General features: G+C 62.6%; 21 protein-coding genes. 6 read left to right on the forward strand and 15 right to left on the reverse strand.

The window, feature by feature from the left end:
- Positions 1 to 69: 69 nt before the first annotated feature.
- Positions 70 to 426 carry a hypothetical protein gene (locus ACX2DJ_RS03400; RefSeq protein WP_462571006.1) on the reverse strand — a complete coding sequence of 119 codons (357 nt, stop codon included), beginning with the start codon at positions 424 to 426 and terminating at the stop codon, positions 70 to 72.
- 182 nt (positions 427 to 608) lie between these two features.
- Complete coding sequence (locus ACX2DJ_RS03405; RefSeq protein ID WP_462571007.1) at positions 609 to 1,847, reverse strand: polyhydroxyalkanoate depolymerase; 1,239 nt, start codon at positions 1,845 to 1,847, stop codon at positions 609 to 611.
- A 301-nt stretch (positions 1,848 to 2,148) separates the two neighbouring features.
- Here ACX2DJ_RS03405 and ACX2DJ_RS03410 point away from each other — a divergent pair, with 301 nt between their 5' ends.
- From ACX2DJ_RS03410 to ACX2DJ_RS03425, 4 genes are all read left to right on the forward strand, one after another.
- Positions 2,149 to 3,879 carry an ABC transporter transmembrane domain-containing protein gene (locus tag ACX2DJ_RS03410; RefSeq protein ID WP_462572537.1) on the forward strand — a complete coding sequence of 577 codons (1,731 nt, stop codon included), beginning with the start codon at positions 2,149 to 2,151 and terminating at the stop codon, positions 3,877 to 3,879.
- Between the two features lie 142 nt (positions 3,880 to 4,021).
- A complete protein-coding gene (locus ACX2DJ_RS03415; RefSeq protein WP_462571008.1) occupies positions 4,022 to 6,163 on the forward strand; it encodes a M13 family metallopeptidase in 2,142 nt (713 codons plus the stop codon).
- Positions 6,164 to 6,243: 80 nt separating this feature from the next.
- Positions 6,244 to 7,038, forward strand: coding sequence for an undecaprenyl-diphosphate phosphatase (locus ACX2DJ_RS03420; protein WP_462571009.1), 795 nt, complete (start codon positions 6,244 to 6,246; stop codon positions 7,036 to 7,038).
- 84 nt (positions 7,039 to 7,122) lie between these two features.
- Positions 7,123 to 7,377, forward strand: a complete 255-nt coding sequence (locus tag ACX2DJ_RS03425) for a GlsB/YeaQ/YmgE family stress response membrane protein (RefSeq protein ID WP_462571010.1) — start codon at positions 7,123 to 7,125, stop codon at positions 7,375 to 7,377.
- A gap of 4 nt (positions 7,378 to 7,381) precedes the next feature.
- Here the strand turns inward: ACX2DJ_RS03425 and phhA are convergent, their stop codons facing one another.
- Positions 7,382 to 8,323: a phenylalanine 4-monooxygenase gene (phhA, locus tag ACX2DJ_RS03430; RefSeq protein WP_462571011.1), complete on the reverse strand. Its 942-nt coding sequence runs from the start codon at positions 8,321 to 8,323 to the stop codon at positions 7,382 to 7,384.
- A gap of 55 nt (positions 8,324 to 8,378) precedes the next feature.
- On the opposite strand from phhA, the gene ppk2 reads away from it, so the two are divergent.
- Positions 8,379 to 9,167, forward strand: coding sequence for a polyphosphate kinase 2 (gene ppk2, locus ACX2DJ_RS03435; RefSeq protein WP_462571012.1), 789 nt, complete (start codon positions 8,379 to 8,381; stop codon positions 9,165 to 9,167).
- Here the strand turns inward: ppk2 and ACX2DJ_RS03440 are convergent.
- The 7 genes from ACX2DJ_RS03440 to ACX2DJ_RS03470 all read right to left on the reverse strand — a co-directional run bounded on the left by ACX2DJ_RS03440 (position 9,164) and on the right by ACX2DJ_RS03470 (position 16,273).
- A complete protein-coding gene (locus tag ACX2DJ_RS03440; protein ID WP_462571014.1) occupies positions 9,164 to 10,015 on the reverse strand; it encodes an HTD2 family dehydratase in 852 nt (283 codons plus the stop codon). The two genes, ppk2 and ACX2DJ_RS03440, sit on opposite strands and share 4 nt — an antisense overlap.
- 2 nt (positions 10,016 to 10,017) lie before the next feature.
- On the reverse strand, positions 10,018 to 11,247 hold the full coding sequence (locus ACX2DJ_RS03445; RefSeq protein ID WP_462571015.1) for an acetyl-CoA C-acetyltransferase: 1,230 nt from the start codon (positions 11,245 to 11,247) through the stop codon (positions 10,018 to 10,020).
- The gene (locus ACX2DJ_RS03450) at positions 11,247 to 12,476 is read right to left on the reverse strand and encodes a CoA transferase (RefSeq protein ID WP_462571016.1); all 1,230 of its coding nucleotides are present in this window, start codon (positions 12,474 to 12,476) and stop codon (positions 11,247 to 11,249) included. The genes ACX2DJ_RS03445 and ACX2DJ_RS03450 overlap by 1 nt, the downstream gene beginning before the upstream one ends.
- 146 nt (positions 12,477 to 12,622) lie before the next feature.
- Positions 12,623 to 13,780, reverse strand: coding sequence for an acyl-CoA dehydrogenase family protein (locus tag ACX2DJ_RS03455; RefSeq protein WP_462572538.1), 1,158 nt, complete (start codon positions 13,778 to 13,780; stop codon positions 12,623 to 12,625).
- Between the two features lie 226 nt (positions 13,781 to 14,006).
- Complete coding sequence (locus tag ACX2DJ_RS03460; protein WP_462571017.1) at positions 14,007 to 14,303, reverse strand: hypothetical protein; 297 nt, start codon at positions 14,301 to 14,303, stop codon at positions 14,007 to 14,009.
- A 108-nt stretch (positions 14,304 to 14,411) separates the two neighbouring features.
- Positions 14,412 to 15,530, reverse strand: a complete 1,119-nt coding sequence (gene ribA, locus ACX2DJ_RS03465) for a GTP cyclohydrolase II (RefSeq protein WP_462572539.1) — start codon at positions 15,528 to 15,530, stop codon at positions 14,412 to 14,414.
- Positions 15,479 to 16,273, reverse strand: coding sequence for an exodeoxyribonuclease III (locus ACX2DJ_RS03470; protein ID WP_462571019.1), 795 nt, complete (start codon positions 16,271 to 16,273; stop codon positions 15,479 to 15,481). Before ACX2DJ_RS03470 ends, ribA begins: the two co-directional genes overlap by 52 nt.
- 106 nt (positions 16,274 to 16,379) lie before the next feature.
- Here ACX2DJ_RS03470 and ACX2DJ_RS03475 point away from each other — a divergent pair, with 106 nt between their 5' ends.
- The gene (locus ACX2DJ_RS03475) at positions 16,380 to 17,825 is read left to right on the forward strand and encodes an alkaline phosphatase (RefSeq protein ID WP_462571020.1); all 1,446 of its coding nucleotides are present in this window, start codon (positions 16,380 to 16,382) and stop codon (positions 17,823 to 17,825) included.
- A gap of 246 nt (positions 17,826 to 18,071) precedes the next feature.
- Here ACX2DJ_RS03475 and ACX2DJ_RS03480 read toward each other — a convergent pair whose 3' ends face one another.
- From ACX2DJ_RS03480 to pabB, 5 genes are all read right to left on the reverse strand, one after another.
- A complete protein-coding gene (locus tag ACX2DJ_RS03480; protein ID WP_462571021.1) occupies positions 18,072 to 18,737 on the reverse strand; it encodes a LolA family protein in 666 nt (221 codons plus the stop codon).
- 68 nt (positions 18,738 to 18,805) lie between these two features.
- Positions 18,806 to 18,973 carry a 50S ribosomal protein L33 gene (gene rpmG, locus ACX2DJ_RS03485; protein WP_010233410.1) on the reverse strand — a complete coding sequence of 56 codons (168 nt, stop codon included), beginning with the start codon at positions 18,971 to 18,973 and terminating at the stop codon, positions 18,806 to 18,808.
- A 121-nt stretch (positions 18,974 to 19,094) separates the two neighbouring features.
- Positions 19,095 to 19,514, reverse strand: coding sequence for an alternative ribosome rescue aminoacyl-tRNA hydrolase ArfB (gene arfB / locus ACX2DJ_RS03490; RefSeq protein WP_462571022.1), 420 nt, complete (start codon positions 19,512 to 19,514; stop codon positions 19,095 to 19,097).
- Positions 19,496 to 20,170 carry an RluA family pseudouridine synthase gene (locus tag ACX2DJ_RS03495; RefSeq protein ID WP_462571023.1) on the reverse strand — a complete coding sequence of 225 codons (675 nt, stop codon included), beginning with the start codon at positions 20,168 to 20,170 and terminating at the stop codon, positions 19,496 to 19,498. Before ACX2DJ_RS03495 ends, arfB begins: the two co-directional genes overlap by 19 nt.
- Entirely contained in the window at positions 20,167 to 21,978 is a 1,812-nt protein-coding gene (gene pabB / locus ACX2DJ_RS03500; RefSeq protein ID WP_462571024.1) for an aminodeoxychorismate synthase component I, read from the reverse strand. The genes ACX2DJ_RS03495 and pabB overlap by 4 nt, the downstream gene beginning before the upstream one ends.
- Between the last annotated feature and the right edge of the window lie 5 nt (positions 21,979 to 21,983).

The following is a 21,983-nucleotide window of genomic DNA, read 5'->3' on the forward strand; positions in this document are numbered from 1 at the left end:
AAAATTCCCCGGCTTCTCTCAAGATAGCAGGGAAGGCCGCGGCTATTCCCTCTCCATCGCATCCAAACCCTAATCCGATGGAGATAGAAAATGATCCGCTTTACGTCGCTCTCTGCTGCAGCCATTGCCGCTGTCGTTGCTGCCACGCCGGTGCAGGCGGAACAGCTTCAGATATCTTTCCAATACAATCCGGCCGAGCTGGCCACGACCGACGGGGCGGCGGCCGTCTACCAACGACTGCGCTTGAGGGCCAAGCGCGCTTGCGAAGTTCCCTCGCCAATCCAGAAACGGCAACAATTCGAATGCCGGCGCGACATCGAGAACGATCTGGTTGCCCAGGTCGGCAGCCCAATTCTCCTTGCGATGCATCGCGATGCCCAACATCCGGTGCGTGTCGCCAAGACCGACTGACAGATTGCTCTCCATTCTGCAGTCAATTGACTGAGACCCTGGCGGCCAAGGGCTGCTAGGGTCTTTTTTCGCAGGTCGGCGGCTTGAGATCTCGCGCCTTGTATGCAGCGAACGCGAATGTCCGAAAGTGGGTCGCTAGCTGGAAGGCGGGTTTGGGTACAAGGCTTGCCAAACCTGCCAGTCCAGCTCCGTCGGATCTAGCCCGCATGCGCCGCGATAAATTCCTCGACCACCGGTGCGACTTTCGTCCGCCACCTGCTGCCATTGAAGATGCCGTAATGTCCGGCACCTTCGGCCATGTAGTAGCGTTTCTTCTTCGCTGAGAGGCCAGTCGCGAGGTCCAGCGCCGCCCTGGTCTGGCCGAGCCCCGAAATATCGTCACGCTCGCCTTCGATCGCCAGCAAGGCGGTGTCGGCGATCTTGCCCAGATCCACGATCTCGCCCTTGTGGCGGAACTCGCCATTGGGGATCGAGTGTTTCTGGAACACCTCCTCAACCGTCTGGAGATAGAATTCTGCGGTCATGTCGCACACGCTGCGATACTCGTCGTAGAAATCCTTGGTTGCCTGCGCGCTGTCATCGTCCCCTGCCGTGAGGTGTTTGAACATCTCGTAATGGCTCATCAGATGGCTGCCCAGATTCATGCTCATGAACCCGGCAAGCTGCAGGAAGCCGGGATAGACCCGGCGGCCGCCGCCACTATGGTTCATCGGTACTGTCGCGATCACCGTCTGCCGGAACCATTCTATCGGTCGTTCCATCGCCAGATTGTTGACCGTTGTGGGCGAGCAGCGAGTGTCGATCGGCCCGCCCATCATGGTCAGCGTGGCGGGTGTGGCCGGATCCCGGTGCAGGTTCATCAAGGCGGCAGTGGCAAAGGCCGGCACGGATGGCTGGCACACCGCCATCATATGCGGCCGTTTGCCCTGAGAATCGACGCCGATATACTGCAGGAACTCAATCAGATAATCGATGTAGTCGTCGAGATCGAAGCTGCCTTCGTGCAGCGGCACCGTTTTCGCATCGGCCCAATCGGTGATGTAAACCTCGCAATTTTCGATCATACGTTCGACCGTGCCGCGCAGCAGCGTGGCGTAATGACCGCTCATCGGAGCTACGATCAAAAGGCGCGGCGCATCTTCGGGCAGGCCATCGCGGCGGAAGCGCATGAGATCGCCGAACGGCTTGTTGACGACAATTGCTTCTTCGACCTGGTGTATCTTGCTATCGACCGCGACGCTTTTGATGCCAAAGGCCGGCTTGTCATAGCTTGCGGTGGCGTGGGCAAATACGTCCAGCGCGCTCGCCGCCATCGGGCCCAGGCCGGTATAACCCACCGGATTGACCGGATTGGTAAGCAGTTCTGCCCCGATCGAGGCCATGGCGCTGGCGCTGGAAAGCCAGGCGCGCTGCAACTCATAGGCGTGGTAAAGCAAGGCGTTCCCCTGTTGTTATTTTTCAAGCGGCGCCTTTGCCCAGGCGCCTGAATGCCACATCTTGGACCTGTGATCGCCCTTGTGCAATGCACAATTACCGGCACACATTGCTATTGAGCGACACCGCGCGGATTTAGCGCGTGAAATTTGTGCGCTGTAAGTCTACCTGTGGCCACCAATGGACGGGCATGAAGATACAGAACAGGCGCAAAGGCGCCGTTGGGGCTTGTTTCGCAGCCGCGAGGCCGAAGATCTGGACAAGGATGCGTTGCCCAGGGTGAAGAGCCTGGGGCCGCTCAAGATGGTGTTTGCGGCCGCAGCCCAATATCCGGCGCAAATCGCGCTGGCCTTTCTTGCGCTGCTGACAACCGCCGGGGCGACGCTGGCAATTCCATGGCGCTTCAAGGTGATCATTGACGAGGCTTTCGGAGGCACCACCGGACCTGACCAGATCGCCCATGCCTTCCAGTATCTGCTGATGATCGTGCTGGTGCTGGGGATCGGCACTGCGTTGCGGTTCTATTTCGTCAGCTGGATCGGTGAGCGCGTGGTGGCCGATATTCGCACCAGCGTGCAGCGCAACCTGCTGCGGCTGGCGCCGGCATTCTATGAGGAAAACAGCCCGAAAGAGATTTCGAGCCGCATGACCAGCGACACGGCGGTTATCGAGCAGGTGGTTGGCACCACAGTTTCGATCGCGCTGCGCAACACCTTGACCGCGATTGGCGGCACGCTGCTGCTGCTCTATCTCGCGCCCACGCTCACAATCGGCCTGCTGATAGGGATACCGCTGGTGATCGCGCCAATCGTGTTTTTCGGCCGCCGCATCCGCACGGTGTCGCGTTCGAGCCAGGACCGGGTGGCGGATGTTGGCGCGATGGTGACTGAAGTGCTCTCGGCGATGAAGATCGTCCAGGCCTTCGGGCAGGAAGGTCGAGAGGGTCAGCGTTTCAGCGATGCGGTGGAGCGCACCTTTGCCACTGCGAAACAGCGCATCCTGCTGCGCGCGGCGATGACAGCGATTGTGATCGTGCTGATTTTCGGCGGGATTACCATGGTGATGTGGCGCGGCGCGATCGCCGTTTCCGAAGGCGCGATCTCGGGCGGGACGATCGCGGCCTTCGTGATCACTGGCGGGCTGGTGGCAGGCTCGTTCGGCTCTCTCACCGAGGTTTATGGCGATCTGCTGCGCGGCGCTGGGGCGGCCAGCCGCTTGAGCGAACTCCTCAACGCTCGGCCTTCGATTGCGCCGCCATTGCGGGCCGAAAAACTGCCTGAGCCGCCGCGCGGCAGCCTGTCATTCCGCAATGTCACCTTCCGTTATCCCACGCGCCCCGAAGCCGCCGCGCTCAAGGATTTCACGCTCGAGGTGGAGCCTGGCGAGACAGTGGCGATCGTGGGGCCTTCGGGCGCGGGCAAATCGACCATTTTCCAGCTGGTCGAGCGCTTCTATGACCCGCAGGCGGGCACGATCAGGCTCGACGGCATGCCGCTGACAATGGTTGATCCTGCCGATATCCGTGCGCGGATCGCCTTTGTGCCGCAAGACGGCGTGCTGTTCAGCGCCAATGCACGCGACAATCTGCGCTATGGCCGCTGGGACGCGGGCGAAGAGGAAATCTGGCAAGCCGCGCGCGCTGCCAATGCGGAAGGCTTCCTGCGCGACCTTCCCGAAGGGCTCGATACCTATCTGGGGGAAGGCGGCACCCGGCTTTCAGGCGGGCAGCAGCAGCGCATTGCCATCGCCCGTGCACTGCTTCGCGACGCGCCGATCCTGCTGCTGGACGAAGCGACCAGCGCGCTTGATGCGGAAAGCGAACAATTGGTCCAGCAGGCGCTTGACGGGCTGATGAAGGATCGCACCACGCTGGTGATCGCACACCGCCTGGCGACGGTCAGGGCGGCGAACCGGATTGTGGTGCTCGATAACGGCCGGATTGTGGAGCAGGGCACGCATGATCAGCTTGCCGGGGCGGGCGGGCTATATGCGCGGCTGGCAAAGCTGCAGTTTACAGCGGGCGAGGCCGCCTGATCCGCTGGTTTGCGCTGTAACTATTCGACGAACTGCAACTTCAGCCGACCAATGCCGCCTGCCGGGCGGCCAGATAGTTTATGCCCACCCGCATGGAGCGCGCGCAAGCGCCGGTCGCAAACTGCAATAGGGACGCATTCACATGATCAAGACACTGCTTGCCGCAGGTGGCAGCGCGATCGCGCTGGCGCTCGCCACACCCGCTTTCGCCGATGACCAGGGCGATGAGAGCACACAACAGCCTGCCGCCGCACCGGCGATGGACTTCGGCTCCTGGGGGGTCGATCCGGAATTGCTCGATGACAGCATCGATCCGGGCGATGACTTCTTCGCCTATGTCAACCAGAAGTGGCTCGATGCCAATCCGCTGCCGCCCGAATTCAGCCGCTTTGGTGCGTTCAATCTGTTGCGCGAGAAATCGACCAGTGATGTCAAGGCGCTGATCGACGATCTGGTGGCCAAGGATGTGGCAAGGCTCAGCAGTGACGAGAAGCGCATTGTCGATGCCTACAACGCCTATCTCGATGTCGCGGCGATCGATGCAGCGGGCATGTCTGCGGCGCAGCCCTATCTCGACAAGATCGTGACCGCGAACTCGCTGGCCGACCTTGCAATGCTGTGGGCGACACCGGGGTATCCTGGCCCGATCGGCGGCTTCGTAAGCGTCGATGCCAAGCAGCCGGACCGCTATGTCACCTATCTGGGCAGCGGCGGGCTTGGCCTTCCTGACCGTGATTACTATCTCGATGAAACCGACAAAGGCCGGGAAATCCAGACCAAGTACCGCGAATATCTCACCTTCCTGTTCGGCGAGGCGGGTTATGCCGATCCCGCCGCCGCCGCGGTGGCGGTATATGCCTTTGAGGACCGAATTGCGCGCGAAGTGTCATGGGCGCGCGACGTTCAGCGCAACCGCGATCTGACCTACAATGCGCTCACCGCCGATGAGCTGAGCAAGATGGCGGGCGACCTGCCCTTCGCCGCGATGATCGAGGAACTTGGCTGGACGAAGTCGCCGATCTTCGTGGTCAGCGCGATCCCACCCAGCGATGAACGGGCCAAGGAACTGGGGCTTACGCCCGAAGTTCTGGCGAAGATCGGCAAGGGCCTGCCCGGTATGCTGGAGCTGATCAATGAAACGCCGCTAGCGACGCTGCAGGCATGGACGATCAAGTCATTCCTGTCGAGCCATGCGGATGTCTTGCCGAGCCGTTTCGACGATGCGCGGTTCGATTTCTTCAGCCGCACCTTGCAGGGCGTGCCAGAGCAACGCCCGCGCTGGAAGCGCGCGGTTGATGCCACCGAAGGCGCGCTGGGCGAGCTGATCGGCAAAAGCTATGTCGCGCGCTATTTCCCGCCTGAAAACAAGGCCGCGATGACGCAGCTGGTCGCCAACCTTCGCCGCGCCATGGCGCAATCCATCGACGAGATCGAGTGGATGGGCGAGGAAACCAAGCAGCAGGCCCGCGCCAAACTGGCAAGCTTCGATCCCAAGATCGGCTACCGCGACAATCTTGAAACCTATGAAGGGCTGGCGATCACCCCCCATGATCCGCTTGCCAATGAAGTGGCGGCGCAAGCCTGGCAATCAGCCGATAATTCCGCCAAGCTGGGCCAGCCGATTGACCGCACCGAATGGTTCATGCTGCCGCAGACGGTCAACGCCTACTACAATCCGACCAAGAACGAGATCGTATTCCCGGCGGCGATCCTGCAGCAGCCCTTCTTCGGCATCGGCGCCGACATCGCTGTCAACTACGGCGCGATCGGCGGGGTGATCGGCCACGAAATGGGACACGGCTTTGACGATCAGGGCTCCAAGAGCGATGCCGCAGGCCAGCTCAGGAACTGGTGGACAGACGAAGATCGCAAGGCCTTCGATGCGCGCGGCGATGCGCTGGTTGCCCAGTATAACGCCTTCTGCCCGCTCGATGAGGGCAAAACCTGTGTCAACGGCCGGCTAACGCTGGGCGAGAACATTGGCGATGTCGGCGGACTTAGCATGGCCTACCGTGCCTACAAGCTTGCAACCGAGGGACAGGACGTGCCGGTGATCGACGGGTTTACAGGCGATCAGCGCTTCTTCCTTGCCTGGGCGCAGGTATGGCGTTCGGCTCAGCGCGAGGACGCCTATCGCCAGCGGTTGCGGACCGATTCGCACAGCCCTGAAGAGTATCGTGCCAATGGCGCGGTGCGCAATTTCGATCCGTGGTATGAAGCATTCAACGTCACAGAGGACGATGCGCTTTACCTGCCGCCGGAGGAACGCGTGCGGATCTGGTAAACAGCAACAGGTCAGTATTATTTGTTGGGGCAGGGCAGGTCGCTTGACTTGTCCTGCCCTTCGCTCAAGAGGCGAATTCCATGACCTTGTTCCAGCAGCTAATCATCGCCATCGTCCAGGGGATCACCGAATTCCTGCCGATTTCCTCGTCAGGCCACCTGATCCTGATCCCCTATTTCACCGAGTTGCCCGATCAGGGCCCGATGATCGATGTCGCGGTGCATGTCGGGTCACTGCTGGCGATCATCATATATTTCTGGCGCGATGTGCTGGGGCTGGCGCGGGGCGGCTTTTCGGCAGTCGGAATTGGCAGCGATCCGCTTCAGAAGCGGCTGTTCTGGTGGGTAGTGATTGGCACGATCCCCGCAGTCGCGCTGGGGCTATTCTTCAAGCTCAACGGCTATCTCGAAAGCTTCCGCAGCACCGATCTCGTGGCGATCAACCTGATCGTCTATGGCGTGCTGCTGGGTCTGGCAGACCGGTTCGGCAGGCAGGAAAAGCGTTATGAGGATTTAACACTGCGCGATGCGGTGCTGGTTGGCATGGCGCAGGCGCTGGCGCTGATTCCCGGCACCAGCCGTTCGGGGTCGACCATGACCATGGCGCGCTTCCTGGGATACGGGCGGGTTGAAGCTGCACGCTTCTCGTTCCTCCTCGCTATCCCCGCAGTAGCGGGTGCAGGCCTGCTGGCCGTGCTCGACCTGGCTGAAGCAAGCGCGCAGATGCAGTGGGACGCCTTGCTGACCGGCGCCTTCACATTCATTGCCGCTTTCGCGACCATGGCCTTCCTGATGAACTTTCTCAAGAAGGCCTCAATGATGGTTTTTGTGGTCTACCGGGTGCTGCTGGGGGCGGGGCTGTTATATTTCTTTTGAACCGCCGGTTTGGAACCATTCGTCTTGTGTGCTGTTCAAGGGCATAGAGCGCAGGAAAGTGAACTGGCCCGAGTATATGTACGAATGTCGATAATCATCCTGATCCTGATCGGTGTGCTGATCGGCTGGTTGGCCTCGATCCTGACCCGGGTCGAGGATGTTCCGGGCATTCGCCGCGACATCGCGCTGGGCGTGGGCGGCGCCTTGATCGGCGGTTTGGTTGCCAACAAGGGCGTGCTGCTGGGTGGGCTGAACTGGACGGCGCTGATCGCTGGCATTGCCGCCGCAATGCTGGTGCCTGCGATTTACAAGTTTGTGCAGCGAAGAGGCACTTCCTGAGCCGCTAGACCGGCTTGGCGCCGCTGCCGCGCCCGCCGCGCAGCAGATATTCCTGCGTTCCCTGATGGATCACATTGTCGACATCGATCACCGCCGTATTGGCATAGGTAAAGCTGGCGCCAAGGCTGCGATAAAGCCGGTCGAAATCGCGCTCCACCGTCTGGCGATAGAGGTCCTCGAAGCTCTCGATCACGAAATAGGTCGGCTGCAGATCGCTGATCACGTAATCGGTGCGCATCACCCGGTCGACATTGAGCATGATCCGGTTGGGGCTCTGCGCCTCGACTGAAAACACCGCTTCGGTGGGGCCTGACAATATGCCTGCGCCATAGGCCCGGATATCTCCCGGCGCCTCCTCGATCAGGCCGAATTCCACCGTGTACCAGTAGAGTGCACCCAGTGCCTTCAAGTGGTTGTAGCGCATCGCCTTCCACCCGGCGCGGCCATATTCCTGCATGTAATCGGCGAACACCGGATCAGTCAGCATCGGGGCATGGCCGAACACATCGTGGAACACATCGGGTTCCTGGATATAGTCGAATGTCTCGCGCGTGCGGATGAAATTGCCGGCGGGGAAACGGCGATTGGCGAGGTGCCAGAAGAACACGTGATCGGGGATCAGCATTGGCACCGGCACCACGCTCCACCCGGTCAGCGCCCCGAGTTCTTCCGATAGCTGGCTAAATTCGGGCACTCCGCCGCGCCCCAGATCGAGCTTTTCAAGCCCGGCCATGAAGGCGCTTGCGGCGCGGCCGGGCAGCACTTGCATCTGGCGGGCGAACAGATCGTCCCAAATCGCGTGGTCTTCGGCAGTGTAATTGGTCTGTTCGGGCTCGAGCCAGTCGTCGCCGACATGCGCGGGCTTTTTCAGCGGAGCGGTAAAGACATCCGCCGGCAAATCGGGCAGGATCGAAAAGTCCTGCTGTGGTTTTGCGATCGTAGCCATAGTTTCAAATGCAACTATATCACGTCACCGCGCGTGGTGCAAACGGGAGGTGCGCTTGGAAACGCTCAAACGCAAGCAGTATGAGGAGCTGCTCGAACCGCTCGAGGAAGAGCTGGTGGCGATGGCGCGTTGGACCAAGGCTGTGGGCGCGCGCATTTGCGTGCTGTTCGAAGGGCGCGATACCGCGGGCAAGGGTGGAGCGATCCGGGCAATGAGCGGGCAGCTCAATCCGCGCCAGTGCCGCACCGTGGCGCTGTCCAAGCCGAGCGATGACGAGCAGACCCAATGGTATTTCCAGCGCTACATCAAGCACTTGCCCAGCGCGGGCGAAATCGTACTGTTCGACCGCAGCTGGTACAACCGCGCCGGGGTCGAGAAAGTGATGGGCTATGCCAGCGAAGAACAGGTTGAGGCATTTCTGAAACAAGCGCCGGTGTTCGAAAAACAGCTCGCCGATGACGGTATCCTGCTGTTCAAATACTGGCTCACGACCGACCAGGCCCGGCAGGAAGAGCGGCTGGCAGAGCGGCTGGCAGACCCGCTCAAGCGTTGGAAGCTCTCGCCGATCGACCTCGCTGCGCGCAGCCATTACGATGCCTATACCGAGGCGCGCGAGGCCATGCTCAAGGCAACCCATAGCGCATGGGCACCGTGGACACTGGTCGACTTCAACGACCAGAAACGCGGACGGCTGACGCTGATACGTGACCTGCTTGACCGGCTGCCCGATACCAGGATCGATCCCCCGCCGATTGATTATCCCGAGCTGGGCCGCCAGCCGCAACCCGAGAGCTATTCAGTGCTGCAGCCGATTGCCGATTATCCGGTTGCGCAAGAGGGCTAGGCGCTGGCGGTCGCCTTCACGCACTGGCGGCCGTCACTGGCGAAAGTACCCAGCTCATATCCCTCATCGCCCTGTCGCAAGGCAAGATGCAGCGGCTCATCGGCGATGGCCGGGCTCACGGCGCGGAAGGAAAATCGCTTCAGTCTGTTCTCGCCCAATTCACGCGCCGCCATCTGCAGCAGCAGGCTCGCCATTAGCGGTCCGTGGACGACGAGGCCGCGATAGCGCTCGACATCGCGCGCATAAGGCAGGTCATAATGGATGCGGTGCGTGTTGAAAGTGAGCGCAGAAAAGCGGAACAGCAGCCGCGGATCGGGCGTGATGACATTATGCACGTCCCAGCCCGAAGGATCGAAGGCGCCATCGCCCGGTTCCGGCGGGCTTAGCGGCGCATCGGGCGGCACCGCGCCACGATAGACCAGCGTTTGCACCTCGCGGATCGCCGCCGTGCCATCGGCATGCGTGACATGCTCCACATCGACGAAGCCGAGCTTACCGGTCGATCCTTCCTTCTCGGCAATCGAGGCAATCCGGCTGATCCGTTCGATCCGTTGACCGATGACGAGCGGCTTCAGGAAGGCGATATCGCTCGCCGCCCACATGCGGCGCGGCAGCGGGATCGGCGGAAAGAAACTGTCTGCGCTGTTGCCGCGTGCCGGGTGCCCGTCCTCGCCCAGCGCAGCTTGCGCGGCCTCGGGCGTGCACAGGCACAAATGGATGCCCTGCGGCATCACACCATCCGCCGGCGGTTCGAGATCGAAGGCGCCGCACCAGCGCCTTGCCAGCGACGCACCCAGCCTGTCCTCCTGCCGGGCCTCGCGCCCGATCCAGGAATCCCACCGTCCCATGGTCAGGCTGCCCGCTCGAAGATCGCGGCAATGCCCTGCCCGCCGCCGATGCACATCGTCTCAAGGCCGTAGCGCACCTTGCGGCGATGCATTTCGGCGGCCATGTCGGCCAGGATGCGCCCGCCGGTCGCGCCGATCGGGTGGCCGAGCGAAATTCCCGAACCATTGACGTTGAGGATTTCGCGGCGGCTGTCATCGTCAGACCAGCCCCAGCCCTTGAGCACGGCGAGCACTTGCGGCGCGAAAGCTTCGTTGAGTTCGACCAGGCCGATATCGTCCCAGCCGATCCCGGTGCGCGCAAACAGGCGCTGGGTCGCCGGGACGGGGCCGATGCCCATGCGGCTGGGATCGCAGCCCGCCGCCGCCCAGCCATGGAACCACAGCGACGGTTCGAGGCCCAGTTCTTCAAGCTTGTCCTCGCCCACCACCAGGCAGGCCGCCGCCGCATCGTTCTGCTGGCTGGCATTGCCCGCAGTGACGATGGCATCGGGATCGCGTTTGAGGTCGATCGCACGCAAGGATCCGAGCGATTCCATGCTGGCGTCGGAGCGATAGCCTTCGTCGTGGTCGAAGGTTAGCGGATCACCGCGCCTCTGAGGGATTTCGACAGGGACGAGGTGGCCGTCGAACTTGCGTTCGGCCCAGGCCGTGGCCGCATTCCGGTGCGAACGAACGGCAAAGGCATCGGCTTCCCCACGGCTGATATCGTAATCCTTGGCAAGGTTCTCCGCAGTCTCGATCATACCGGTGATGACGCCGAAACGCTCGATCGGCTGGCTCATCAGCCGCCCGCGCGTAAGCCGGTCATGCAGCACCATGTCGCCCATGCGCACACCGCCGCGCAGATCGGTGGTATAGTGCTCGACGTTCGACATGCTTTCGCATCCGCCCGCGACCACGACATCGGCCATGCCGGTCTCCACCATCATCGCGGCGGTGGCGACCGCCTGCACGCCCGAGCCGCAGCGCCGGTCAAGCTGGAAACCGGGTACTTCCAGTGGCAGCCCGGCGGCAAGCCAGCTCCAGTGGCCGATCGCAGGGGCCTCGCCATTGCCATAACCCTGGCTGAACACAACGTCGTCAACCCGTGCGGGGTCGATTCCGCTGCGCTCGACCAGCGCCTTCAGGATGACCGCGCCCAGCTCGCCGGCATTGAGCGGGGCAAGCGAACCCCCGAACTTGCCCACCGGCGTGCGCAGGGGTGAAACGATTGCGGCGCGTCTTTTGCTCATCACCTGTCCTTGTCTGAAAGAGCGACTGTCCCGGTGTCGACCAGCCTGCCGATTGCGCCGGAGGAAAGGCCCAGCTTTTCCGCCAGCACTTCTTCGCTGTGCTCGCCGAGATAGGGTGCGGGCGCCGGATCGCCCGCCTGCTTTTCCGGCATGCTGGCAAAGCTGCGCGTGGCCGGATATGCGAACCCGCTGGGGTTGGCGGGTGATGGCCCGAACAGAGGATTGTCCGCCACCAGCACCGGATCGTTCGCGGCTTCGTGCATGGTGCGATAGCGCTCGAAAGTGCAACCCTGCTCGCCCATGCGCGCCGCCAGCGTGTCATAATCATGCGCCGCGGCGGCCTGCTGGAACAGCGCGAACAGGCGCTTGCGATGGGTGAAGCGCGGGGTATCGCCGTCGGCGAAGCGCACGCCCAATTCGGCTTCAAGCGCGGCGATGTCTCCCGCGATCCCGAAGGCGGCGACCAGCCCGTCCCACTGTTTCGGCGTGAGCGCCGCGACCATGAAGCGTTTGCCGTCCCTGCTCATGAAGTCGCGCCCGAACGCCCCCCAGATGGCATTGCCAAGCCGCTCGCGATCCTCCCCGCGATAGAGCATTTCGGCCATCGAGCCCGAATTGGCCATGGTGCCGATCGCGACATTGCCCAGTGGGATGCGCACTTCGCTGCCTTCGCCGGTGGCATCGCGGTGGCGCAGCGCGGCGAGCAGGGCGAACGCGCCATAGGCACCGGTGATGAAATCCCACGCGGGCAGAACCTGGTTTACCGGCGGGGCAGTGGACTGATCCCATTCTTCCGGCCCGCACATCAGCGGATAGCCGCTGGCGGCATTGACGGTGAAATCCATTGCCTGGCGCCCATCATGCCAGCCCATGATCCGCACGCTCACCATGTCGGGCCGCCCGTCTGCCATGGCGCCGTGGCTGAGGAAGCTCTGTTCGGGCAGGTTGGTGACGCATTGGCCAACAGTGCGCGCCAGCTCGACGCACAGCTCGCGCCCTTCGCCCGAGCGCAGGTCGAGCGCGAGCGATTTCTTGCCGCGGTTTAGATTTTCCCAGCTGAGCGAGCGGCCTTCCCGCGTCAGCAGATAGCGGTCGTAATCAAGCCCGCCCGCCTTGTGATCGACGCGGATTACCTCTGCGCCCATCTGCGCGCAGTAGAGCCCGATGGTTGGCGATGCGACGAAGCTGGAAACTTCGATGATCGAGAGGCCCTTGAGGAGTTGATACATCTGATCGGCAGCCTATCGTGATTGTCGCAGCGAACGGCTCGCTAGCGAGCCGCAAGGGCGCCAAAGTCGTCCGGCGCCCGCCCGCAGCGATGCGATCTTCAGATCGCGTGAGCGAGGATTTCGCGCGCCGGATGGCGTGCGGAGAATCAAGAAGCATTCCATTCGCGCAGCATGTGCTTGGCAATCTGGAGCTGCAGGATCTGCGTAGTGCCTTCATAGATGCGGTAGATGCGCGCATCGCGGAAGAAACGTTCGGCGTCATATTCCGCCAGATAGCCCGCGCCGCCATAGATCTGCACCACGCGGTCGACCACCCGGCCGCACATCTCGGACGCGAAGACCTTGAACGCGGCCGCCTTTACCAGGATATTCTCGCCCGCGTCGGCACGCGCGGTGACATCGGCCATCATGGCTTCAGCGGCGTAGATCTCGGTTTCGCTTTCGGCCAGCATCTGCTGGATCAGCTGGAAATTGGCGATCGGTTCGCCGAAAGCCTTGCGTTCATTGGCATAGCGCAGCGCGGAATCGAGCGCGCGGCGGGCATAGCCGGTGCTGGCTGCGCCCACCGAAATTCGGCCATTGTCGAGGCTTTTCATGGCAAAGACAAATCCCTTGCCCGTCTCGCCGCCCAGCAGCGCCTCGCCCGGCACATGCACATCGTCGAGCATGATGTCGGAGATATGCGCGCCCGCTTGCCCCATCTTCTTGTCCGGGCTGCCGGTCGAAACGCCCGGTGTATCCATTGGCACGATGAAGGCGCTGACATGTGCGTTCTTGGGCAATGCCTCCTTTTCGGTGCGCGCCATGATTAGCGCGACATTGGCGTGGGGGGCGTTGGTGATGTAGCGCTTGGTGCCGTTGAGGATCCAGCCGTTGCCGCTCGGGTCGGGCCGGGCGAAGGTCTGCATTGCAGCGCTGTCCGAGCCAGAGCCGGGTTCGGTCAGGCCGAAGCAGGCGATCTCGCCGCCCGCGATGCGCGGCCACCATTCGCCCTTCTGCGCTTCGGTGGCGCCGTTCTTGATCGCCGAGTTGAACATTCCGACATTGATCGAGAAGATTGAGCGGAAGGCCGGCGCGGCGTAGCTCATGCACTTCACAGTGCGGGCATATTGCGAGGTGTTGAGCCCCGCGCCGCCATATTCTTCGGGCACGGTCAGCCCGAACAGACCCATTTCCTTCATTTCGGCGAGGATATCGTCAGGCAGGCGATCGTTCTCGATCACATCCTTTTCCGCCGGGATCAGCCGCTCGCGCACATAGCGGTCAAGCTGCTCGATGAACTGTTCGAAGGTTTCAGGGTCCATTCCGGTGTGTTGTGTCACTCTGTGTTCCTCTCGCCGCAAGCCAAGTGTGCATTTCGACTGCGCTCGCCCATCGGGCGTGCGAAACCGGCTGTCACCTGCCGAATCCGGCAGTGTTCGTACACCCTGCCGCGCAGGCTTGCTGCCAGTAAATGAAAAAGCGGACGAATCGCCCGATGGCAACCCGTCCGCTCGACTATTTTGCGCTCTGCCACATCGGGCAGGGCGGTTATTGCTCGTCGCCTGCCGCCTCATCGGCTGCCATATCTGCAGCTGCTTCTGCCGCAGCAGCTACATCTGCTGCAGCGTCGGCTGCATCCGTAGCCATCTCTTCACTCACTGTTGCATCCGCTGCGTTGGCATCGGGATCTTCGACCGGAACATCCGTAATGTCGTCAAGCGCTGCGTCAGCCGGCATTTCAACCGTGTCGGCCTCGGCTTCTACCGAAGCGTCATCGGACGAGCCGCACGCGGCCAGGGCCATGGCGCCGGCACCAGCCAGCAGCGTAAAGGCGATTCTTCTCATCGTGGGTTCTCCCAAGGTCCAGGAACTTGTGCGCTTTTGCGCGGCTTGCTGGCATAGCCTTAGCAATTGCACCGAGCCAAGTATTAATCGGTGAACCGTTTGCTGCGACTACTCGAGCAGGTGACCAGACCTGTCGCGCTTGGTCGCCAGGTAGCGGGCATTGTGCGGGTTGTCGGCCAGCTGATGCGGCACGCGCTCGCTGACGGTTATGCCTGCGGCTTCGAGCGCAGCGACCTTCTTCGGATTGTTGGTCATCAAGCGCACTTCGTGTGCGCCAAGCAGTTCCAGCATGCGTGCAGCGGTGGGGAAATCGCGCGCTTCATCGGGCAAGCCGAGCCGCTCATTGGCTTCGACGGTGTCAAAGCCCTGGTCCTGCAAGCGATAGGCGCGCAGCTTGTTGACAAGGCCGATCCCGCGCCCTTCCTGTCGCAAATAGAGCAACGCCCCCCAGCCACCTTTGTCAGCTTCTTCGGCCATTGCCGCGAGCGCCGCATCCAGTTGCGGCCCGCAATCGCATTTGAGGCTGCCGAGGATGTCGCCGGTCAGACATTCGGAGTGCAGCCGCACCAGCGGCACTACATCTCCGCGCTGCTCGCCAATCACCAGCGCGACATGCTCGCGCGTGTCATCCGCGCTGCGGAAAGCCACGATTTCGGCACTTTCGCACGCTGCAACCGGCAGGTGGGCGCGCGTGGCGATGCCCAGCTGCGCGCGGTCAGCCCATGCGGCAAGATCGCTGGCTGCAACTGGCACAGCTTCTCCCGCTCCAGCCGGATCGACGAGATATGCTGGCAGGATACCCGCGATCCGCGCCAGTTCCAGCGCAGCCTCCGCTACTTCGCGCCAATCCAGCGCTTCGGCCTTGTATGGGCCCTTGAGCGGATGGATCAGGTCGAGCGCCGGGTCTGCTACGGCGCGCGCCTCCGCAAGGGTGAATGGCTCACCCGCTCGGATCAGCACCGGGGCATGCGGAACTGCCGCCTCGCGCTGGTTGGCAAGCTTGAGCGTGGCGGCGCGGGCTGCGGAGATCAGCATGTGCTGCGATGCCGCGTCAGCAGCTATTGCGGTTTCAGCGGGCAACAAACATGGCCCCCCGACAAACTGCAATGGCCAGCCGTGACGCAAGGCATCCACCGCTTGCGCGACCCGGCGCGAAGGGGAAGGCGTGACCAAAGTCAGAGCGTAAACTCCGTCACCAGCGGGATATGGTCGCTGGGCTTGCCCCAGTCGCGTGCATCTTCGCGCAGGCGGTGGCTGGTAGCTTGTTTCGCAAGCTCGGGGCTGGCCCACATGTGATCGAGCCGTCGCCCACGGTCATTCGCTTTCCAGTCCTTCGCGCGGTAGCTCCACCAGCTGTAGTAACGCTGGGGGTCACGAATAAACTCTCGCCCCAGGTCAACCCAGCCATGAGCCTGCTGGAAGCGTTCGAGCGTTTCGACCTCGACCGGTGTGTGGCTCACGACCTTGAGCAGCTGCTTGTGGTTCCACACATCGCTTTCGAGCGGGGCAATGTTGAAATCGCCCACGATCATCGTCGGGCGATCAACCTTTCCGGCCCACGCGGTCATCCGGGCCAGGAAATCGAGCTTCTGACCGAATTTGGGGTTGATCTCTCGGTCGGGCTCGTCGCCGCCTGCGGGAACATAGACGTTCTCCAGAATCATCCCCTGGCCAGGGCCGAGCAGTTCCACGCCCACATGGCGCGCCTCGCCATTATCCTGCCAATCGTGGCGGCTGAATTCCCTCAGCGGAATGCGGCTTACAGTCGCGACCCCGTGATAGCCCTTTTGCCCGTGGATCGCCTGATGCTCATAGCCAAGCTCGGCCAGCGCCTTGGCCGGAAACTGGTGTTCCTGGCATTTGATTTCCTGCAGGCATAGGACATCGGGTGCCTCCTCCTTGAGGAAGCGCTCGACGATCGGCAGCCGCAGCCGCACCGAATTGATGTTCCAGGTAGCGATAGAAACCATGCGCACAGCACTTAGGGTGCGCAATCTTATCGGTCCAGTCGCAGCTTTCTCTTTCCCGTCACATTGGTTGCCGATAGCGAAGCTCCCAAGGCAAGGAGATTACCCCGTGACCCGCCTGCACCTTTCGATCATTCTCACGGCAGCATTGGCATTGCCGCTTGGCGCTTGTGTGCCGGCGCCCCAGACCCGGAGTTCGGTTGCCAGTGCTTCTGCCGTGCCAATCAAAGCCCCGGCGCCAAAGGCAAAGAATGTCATCCTGTTCATCGGTGACGGGATGGGCATCTCCACGGTTACCGCCGCGCGGATCTATGCCGGGCAGAAGCTTGGCCTGAGCGGTGAGGAACATGTTCTGCCGTTCGAGAGGTTCGGCAATGTGGCACTGGTGAAGACCTACAATACCAATGCCCAGGTGGCTGACAGCGCGGGCACGACCAGCGCGATGCATACCGGGAAAAAGACCAATATCGGCATGCTGGGCGTTGGCCCGGAGGCGCGGCGCGGCGATTGCGCGGCCTCGCTGCAGCACCGGCTGCCGTTGCTTGGCGAACAGGTGAAGCAACGCGGGCTGGCGCTGGGAATTGTCACGACCACGCGGATCACCCATGCGACCCCGGCGGCGGTCTATGCCCATGCGCCCGATCGCGACTGGGAATCCGATGCCGCGATTCCCAAGGCACAGCGCGGCAAGGGCTGCACCGATATCGCCAGCCAGCTTGTATCCAAGCAGTTTGATGTCGCCTTGGGCGGGGGGCGTGCAGTTTTCTTCGGCGGCGAGCAGGGCGGGCGAAGGCTTGACCCCGGTGCCGATTTGCCCGCTGCATGGACCGCGGCAAGCGGGGGCAGCTATGTTGAAACTGCGGCGGAGCTCGAAGCGGCCCCGCAAGGCAAGCCGGTGCTGGGCCTGTTTTCACCCAGCCATATGACCTACATGGTTGACCGGGCCGGGGACTCGGCCGAGCCAACGCTGACCGAAATGACCGCCGCTGCCATCGGGCGGCTCGATCAGGACCCTGACGGCTATTACCTGATGGTTGAAGGAGGACGGATCGATCACGGCCACCATGCCGGGCAGGCGGGCTATGCGCTGGGGGAAGCGGTCGAGTTTGCCCGCGCGATCCAGTATGCGATCGACAACACAGATCCAGACGAGACGCTGATCCTGGTGACGGCGGATCACAGCCATGTATTCACCATGGCCGGATATCCCAGGCGCGGTAATCCGATCCTGGGACTGGTCGTGCCCCCGGGCGAGAGGGATGCGGAGCATGCCGGTACCGCAGGCGGGCCGAGGCTGGCCGCAGACGGCAAGCCTTACACTACCCTGGGTTATGGTAACGGCCCGGGCGCGATTGCGAACATGGCTGAGCGACCGATGCCCGAAACCGGAGTTCATGCGCACCAGCAGGCGACCGTTCCCATGGGCAGCGAAACGCATGGCGGCGAGGATGTGGCGCTATACGGCCAGGGCCCTGGTGCAGAGCGCGTGCGCGGCGTGATCGAGCAAAACCTGATCTACGACATTATCGTCAAGGCACTTGGCTGGAATGATTAGCGCAAACCGCAGCCAACCAATACCGAATCCAAAAAAGAAACCCTCGTGCCGGGGGCATTGGCACGAGGGTCCTTTTTGAGCGTTCGTCACGCTGTTGCAAGGCAGCCTTGTTGAAGGTTGGGGCAACAGGGGGGAAACCCGCCTTCGCTTGCCTTGCCCATGTAAACTAGGCGCTTTCAGCTTTCGCGTAAATGAATGGGATGCAGCGTCTTGTCGTATTCTTACAACCGCGCGCGGTCGAACCGTTCAGCGCGGTCGACGAGACGATTGGCGCGGATCGCGGAAGCGAAAAGCACTGTCATCCACCGCGACTCCATAGCGATGGTTGCGCAGCCGCACGGTGGTGCGATTGTTCTGCGCATCGAGAGCCACCCATGTATTGAGCTCGAGCCCGCCCGGCGCCTTGGCGTCGCGCACGAAGATCATCGTTATCATGCCGAATTCGGGGCGCTTGGGGTCGCGAACTTCGATGCTGACCACGTCGGGATTGCCCGTCGGCACCAGCTTGCCATAACGCGAGATGTCGCGATCAGGATCAAGCAGTGCGCCGAGCGGCGAATTGCGGATCGGCCAGCGCTGAACCTGATTGACCTCGTAATCGATGAGGTAGAGCGATTTCCCGTTCGAAACGATCAGCAGGGGAACGTCATTCCCGTACTGGAAGCGGATCTTGCCGCCACGCGCAAGCGTCATCACCCCCGTCGCAACCTGACCCTGGCGGTCTGTCTGTGAAAAGTCTGCGCGCAAGGTTGACACTGCACGCAGCGCGCTGACCGCGCGGTCAAGATCGCCGGCGGCAGATTGAGCCGTAGCAGGCGGTGCGATGACTGCTCCTGCGGGCAGCGTGCATAACAAAGCGCCCGCCAGCGCGGTGCGCAACGGGCGTTTGGTAAAGGGTTTGAACTTGTCCATGCAGCGCGCCTTACCGGCGTTGCGTTGAACTGTCACTGAACCTGTTGGCGTTCAGCCGTTCAGCAAGATCACTTGATCTTGGCTTCCTTGAACTCGACATGCTTGCGCACGACCGGGTCATACTTGCGGAAAGTCATCTTCTCGGTGATGTTGCGCGGGTTCTTCTTCGTCACATAATAGAAGCCCGTGTCCGCGGTCGAGACGAGCTTGATCTTGACGGTTGCTGGCTTCGCCATGACGGTATCCTAAAGCTTGCAAAAAGGCTGGTCATCAGCCGAAAAAATACGGGCGGCGCGTGCCGCACCGCCTTCCAGAGGCGCGCCATTGGGTGATTCTGCCGCGAAAGTCAAGCAAGACTCACCAATCTGAACGGTTGACCTTGCCCCGTTTGGATTTCACGTCGCCGCGCGCTTTCTTCTGTTTCAGTCGCTGGGCTTTACCCACGCGGTTCAGCCGTGATCGGGCGCGCTTCTTCGCAGGGACAAGCGCCTCCTCCAGCAGCGCCGCGAGCCTTTCGCGCGCCGCCTCGCGGTTCTGTTCTCGGGTGCGGTATTCGCGCGCGGTCAGCACGATCTCGCCATCCTTGGTCAGCTTGCTTCCGGCAATATCCTTCAATCTGCCGAACGCATCCGGCGGCAATCCAAGCTGGAACACATCGACCCGCAATTGCACTGTGGTGGCCACTTTATTGGCGTTCTGCCCGCCCGGCCCGCTTCCGGCGAGGAAGCTTTCCTCGGCCAGCGCGAATGCGCGGTCTATCAAGCCGGGCTTGTCCATTGTTCCATCGGGGCGATACCGAATGCGGAAAAATCCGCCGGAACCGGGCTGGTAGCGATGATCGGGGTTTTGGCCCCTCGCCGTACCACCAGCGAAGAGGCGTGCAGCATGGTACGGCGGCAACGCGGATCAACCTGGCCGTAAACCGGATCGCCTACCAGTGGGAAGCCCAGTCCGGCAGCGGCATGTACGCGGATCTGGTGCGTGCGGCCCGTAACCGGGCGGAACTGGACCAGCGAGAATCCCTTGCCCACCCAGAGAAGGTGCCAATCCGTGATCGACGGTTTGCCCTTTCGGGCCGGGATCATGCGCCAGCCAGCCTCTTTGGAGCTGATCTTGGACAGCGCCAGCTCGATCCGGCCTTCCTTCTCGCTCAGCTCGCCCGCCACCAGGCCAAGATAGCTTTTCGAAACCGCCCGATCCTCGAACGCGCGGGACAGGCGCGCCAGTGCCTTGGGGTTGCGCGCCAGCAGCAGGCAGCCACTGGTATCGGTGTCAAGCCGGTGGACCGGCATCGGCGCGCGCTGGAAGCCGAGCTTCAGCTGGTCGAGGTGGTCTTCAAGCGAAGGTCCGCCCCGGCGCGGTCGCTCGATCGGTAGCCCGCCGGGTTTGTTGATGACCAGTGCCTCGCCATCTTCATAAAGTATTTCGATCATATCAGTAGCCTTGCCTTTACCAGCCCGCGCACGGCATTGCCGAGCCAGAAACCATCCGCAAGGTCATCCAGCGCCAATTCTGCTTCGTGCGCCTTGCCCGCTTCAATCAGCGATCGGCGCAGCACGCCGGGCAGCAGGCCGAGTGCGGCGGGCGGGGTAACCAGCGCCCCGTTCCGCTCGACGAAGATGTTGGTGAAGCTGCCTTCGCTCACCAGGCCTGATGGATGCACCAGCAGCGCTTCGTCTGCGCCCTCGCTGTGTGCTGCGGCCAACGCCTCTTCATAGAACCCGCGGTCGCTGGTCTTGTGCCGCAGCCGCCAGTCGCCCGGATCGACCGGCAGCGGCAGCGCGATGCAGGCCAGGGGCTCGCCTGCTGGTTCGGGAGCAGGCCCAGCTTCCAGCGCCAGCGCGCCCCGGCGCGAAGCCAGCAGGCGCAGTTTGGCGCGCGTCTCCAGGTTAAAGCACAGCGCCTGAATCTGGTTGCGCGCGGCATGGCGATCGAAAGAAAAACCCAGCTCATGCGCCGAGGCCTTGATCCGCTCCAGATGCAGTTCGAGCAGGTCGATGCCGCTCTCGGGATCGAACAGCATGGTCTCGATCAGATCGCAATCCGCCGCGCGGTGATTTGGCGCGCTGCGGCGCAGGAAGCCTGCCTTGACGTCGCATTCGCGCCGTTCGGCCATGGCTTCGCTATCTGCCACGATGGCTGAGCCCACCCCCATAACCGCGCGCCCGCGATCGTTTTCCTCGGGCGTCAGCCGCAGCGTGCGGATCGCCACATTGAAGGCAGCATCGCCATTTGGATCGATCCGCCCGATCGCCCCGCAATAGGGGCCGCGCGCATCGCGTTCGATCTCGTCGATCAGTTCCATCGCGCGGATCTTGGGTGCACCGGTGATCGAGCCGCAGGGGAAGATAGCGCGGATCAGGTCAGCCGCGCCGATGCCGGTTTGCAGCCGCGCCCGCACGGTGGAAACCATCTGGTGAACCGTTGGATAGGATTCGACGGTGAAGGGCGCGTCCACCCGCACGCTGCCCGCTTCGGCCACGCGGCCAAGATCGTTGCGCATCAGGTCGACAATCATCAGGTTTTCAGCCCTGTCCTTGGCCGAATTGGCCAGGTCATCGGCCAGCGCACGATCCGCCGCCTCGGTTGCACCGCGCGGGCGAGTGCCCTTCATCGGCTTGACCTTGGCTTCGCCGCCTCGGAGCGAGACGAACAGCTCGGGGCTGAGGCTCAGCAGCCAATGCGACCCGTCGAAGATCACCCCGCCGTAGCCCGCTTCGGCGGCGGGGCGCAGCGCAGCATAGAGCGCGAGCGGATCGCCACGATATGAGCCGGCGAGCCGGTAAGTCAGGTTGACCTGAAAGATGTCGCCTGCGCGGATCGCTTCCTGCAACCGCGCGAATGCCGCCTGGTAACCGCCGGCGGAAAGCTGCGGCTCCAACGGGCCAAGCGAAGCCTCGCCGCTGGCGCGCGAGGCAAGCCATAGCGGCACTTCATCGGCGGCAAGTTCGCGCGTCTCATCGAACAGGCCGAGCCACACAAGCGGGCCTGCCGCGCCGGTTCGCGCATCGGCCAGCGGCGCCAGTTTTGGCTCAAGCGCCAGCCCTGCCTCGTAAGCGAGATAGCCCGCCAGCGTTGCACCACTTGCGAGCCGTGCGGCATCTGCCGCGGCCAGCACATCGGCCACTTCATCTGCCCGCTGCGCGACGAACAGCTTGCGCGGATTCTCGAACAGGTGCGCCGCAGCGGGATCGACGCCGCGCGCATCGTCAAGCAGGATAAAGGGAGCGGCCTGGCTCATGATTC

This window comes from Altererythrobacter chaiwopuensis (assembly GCF_054957755.1).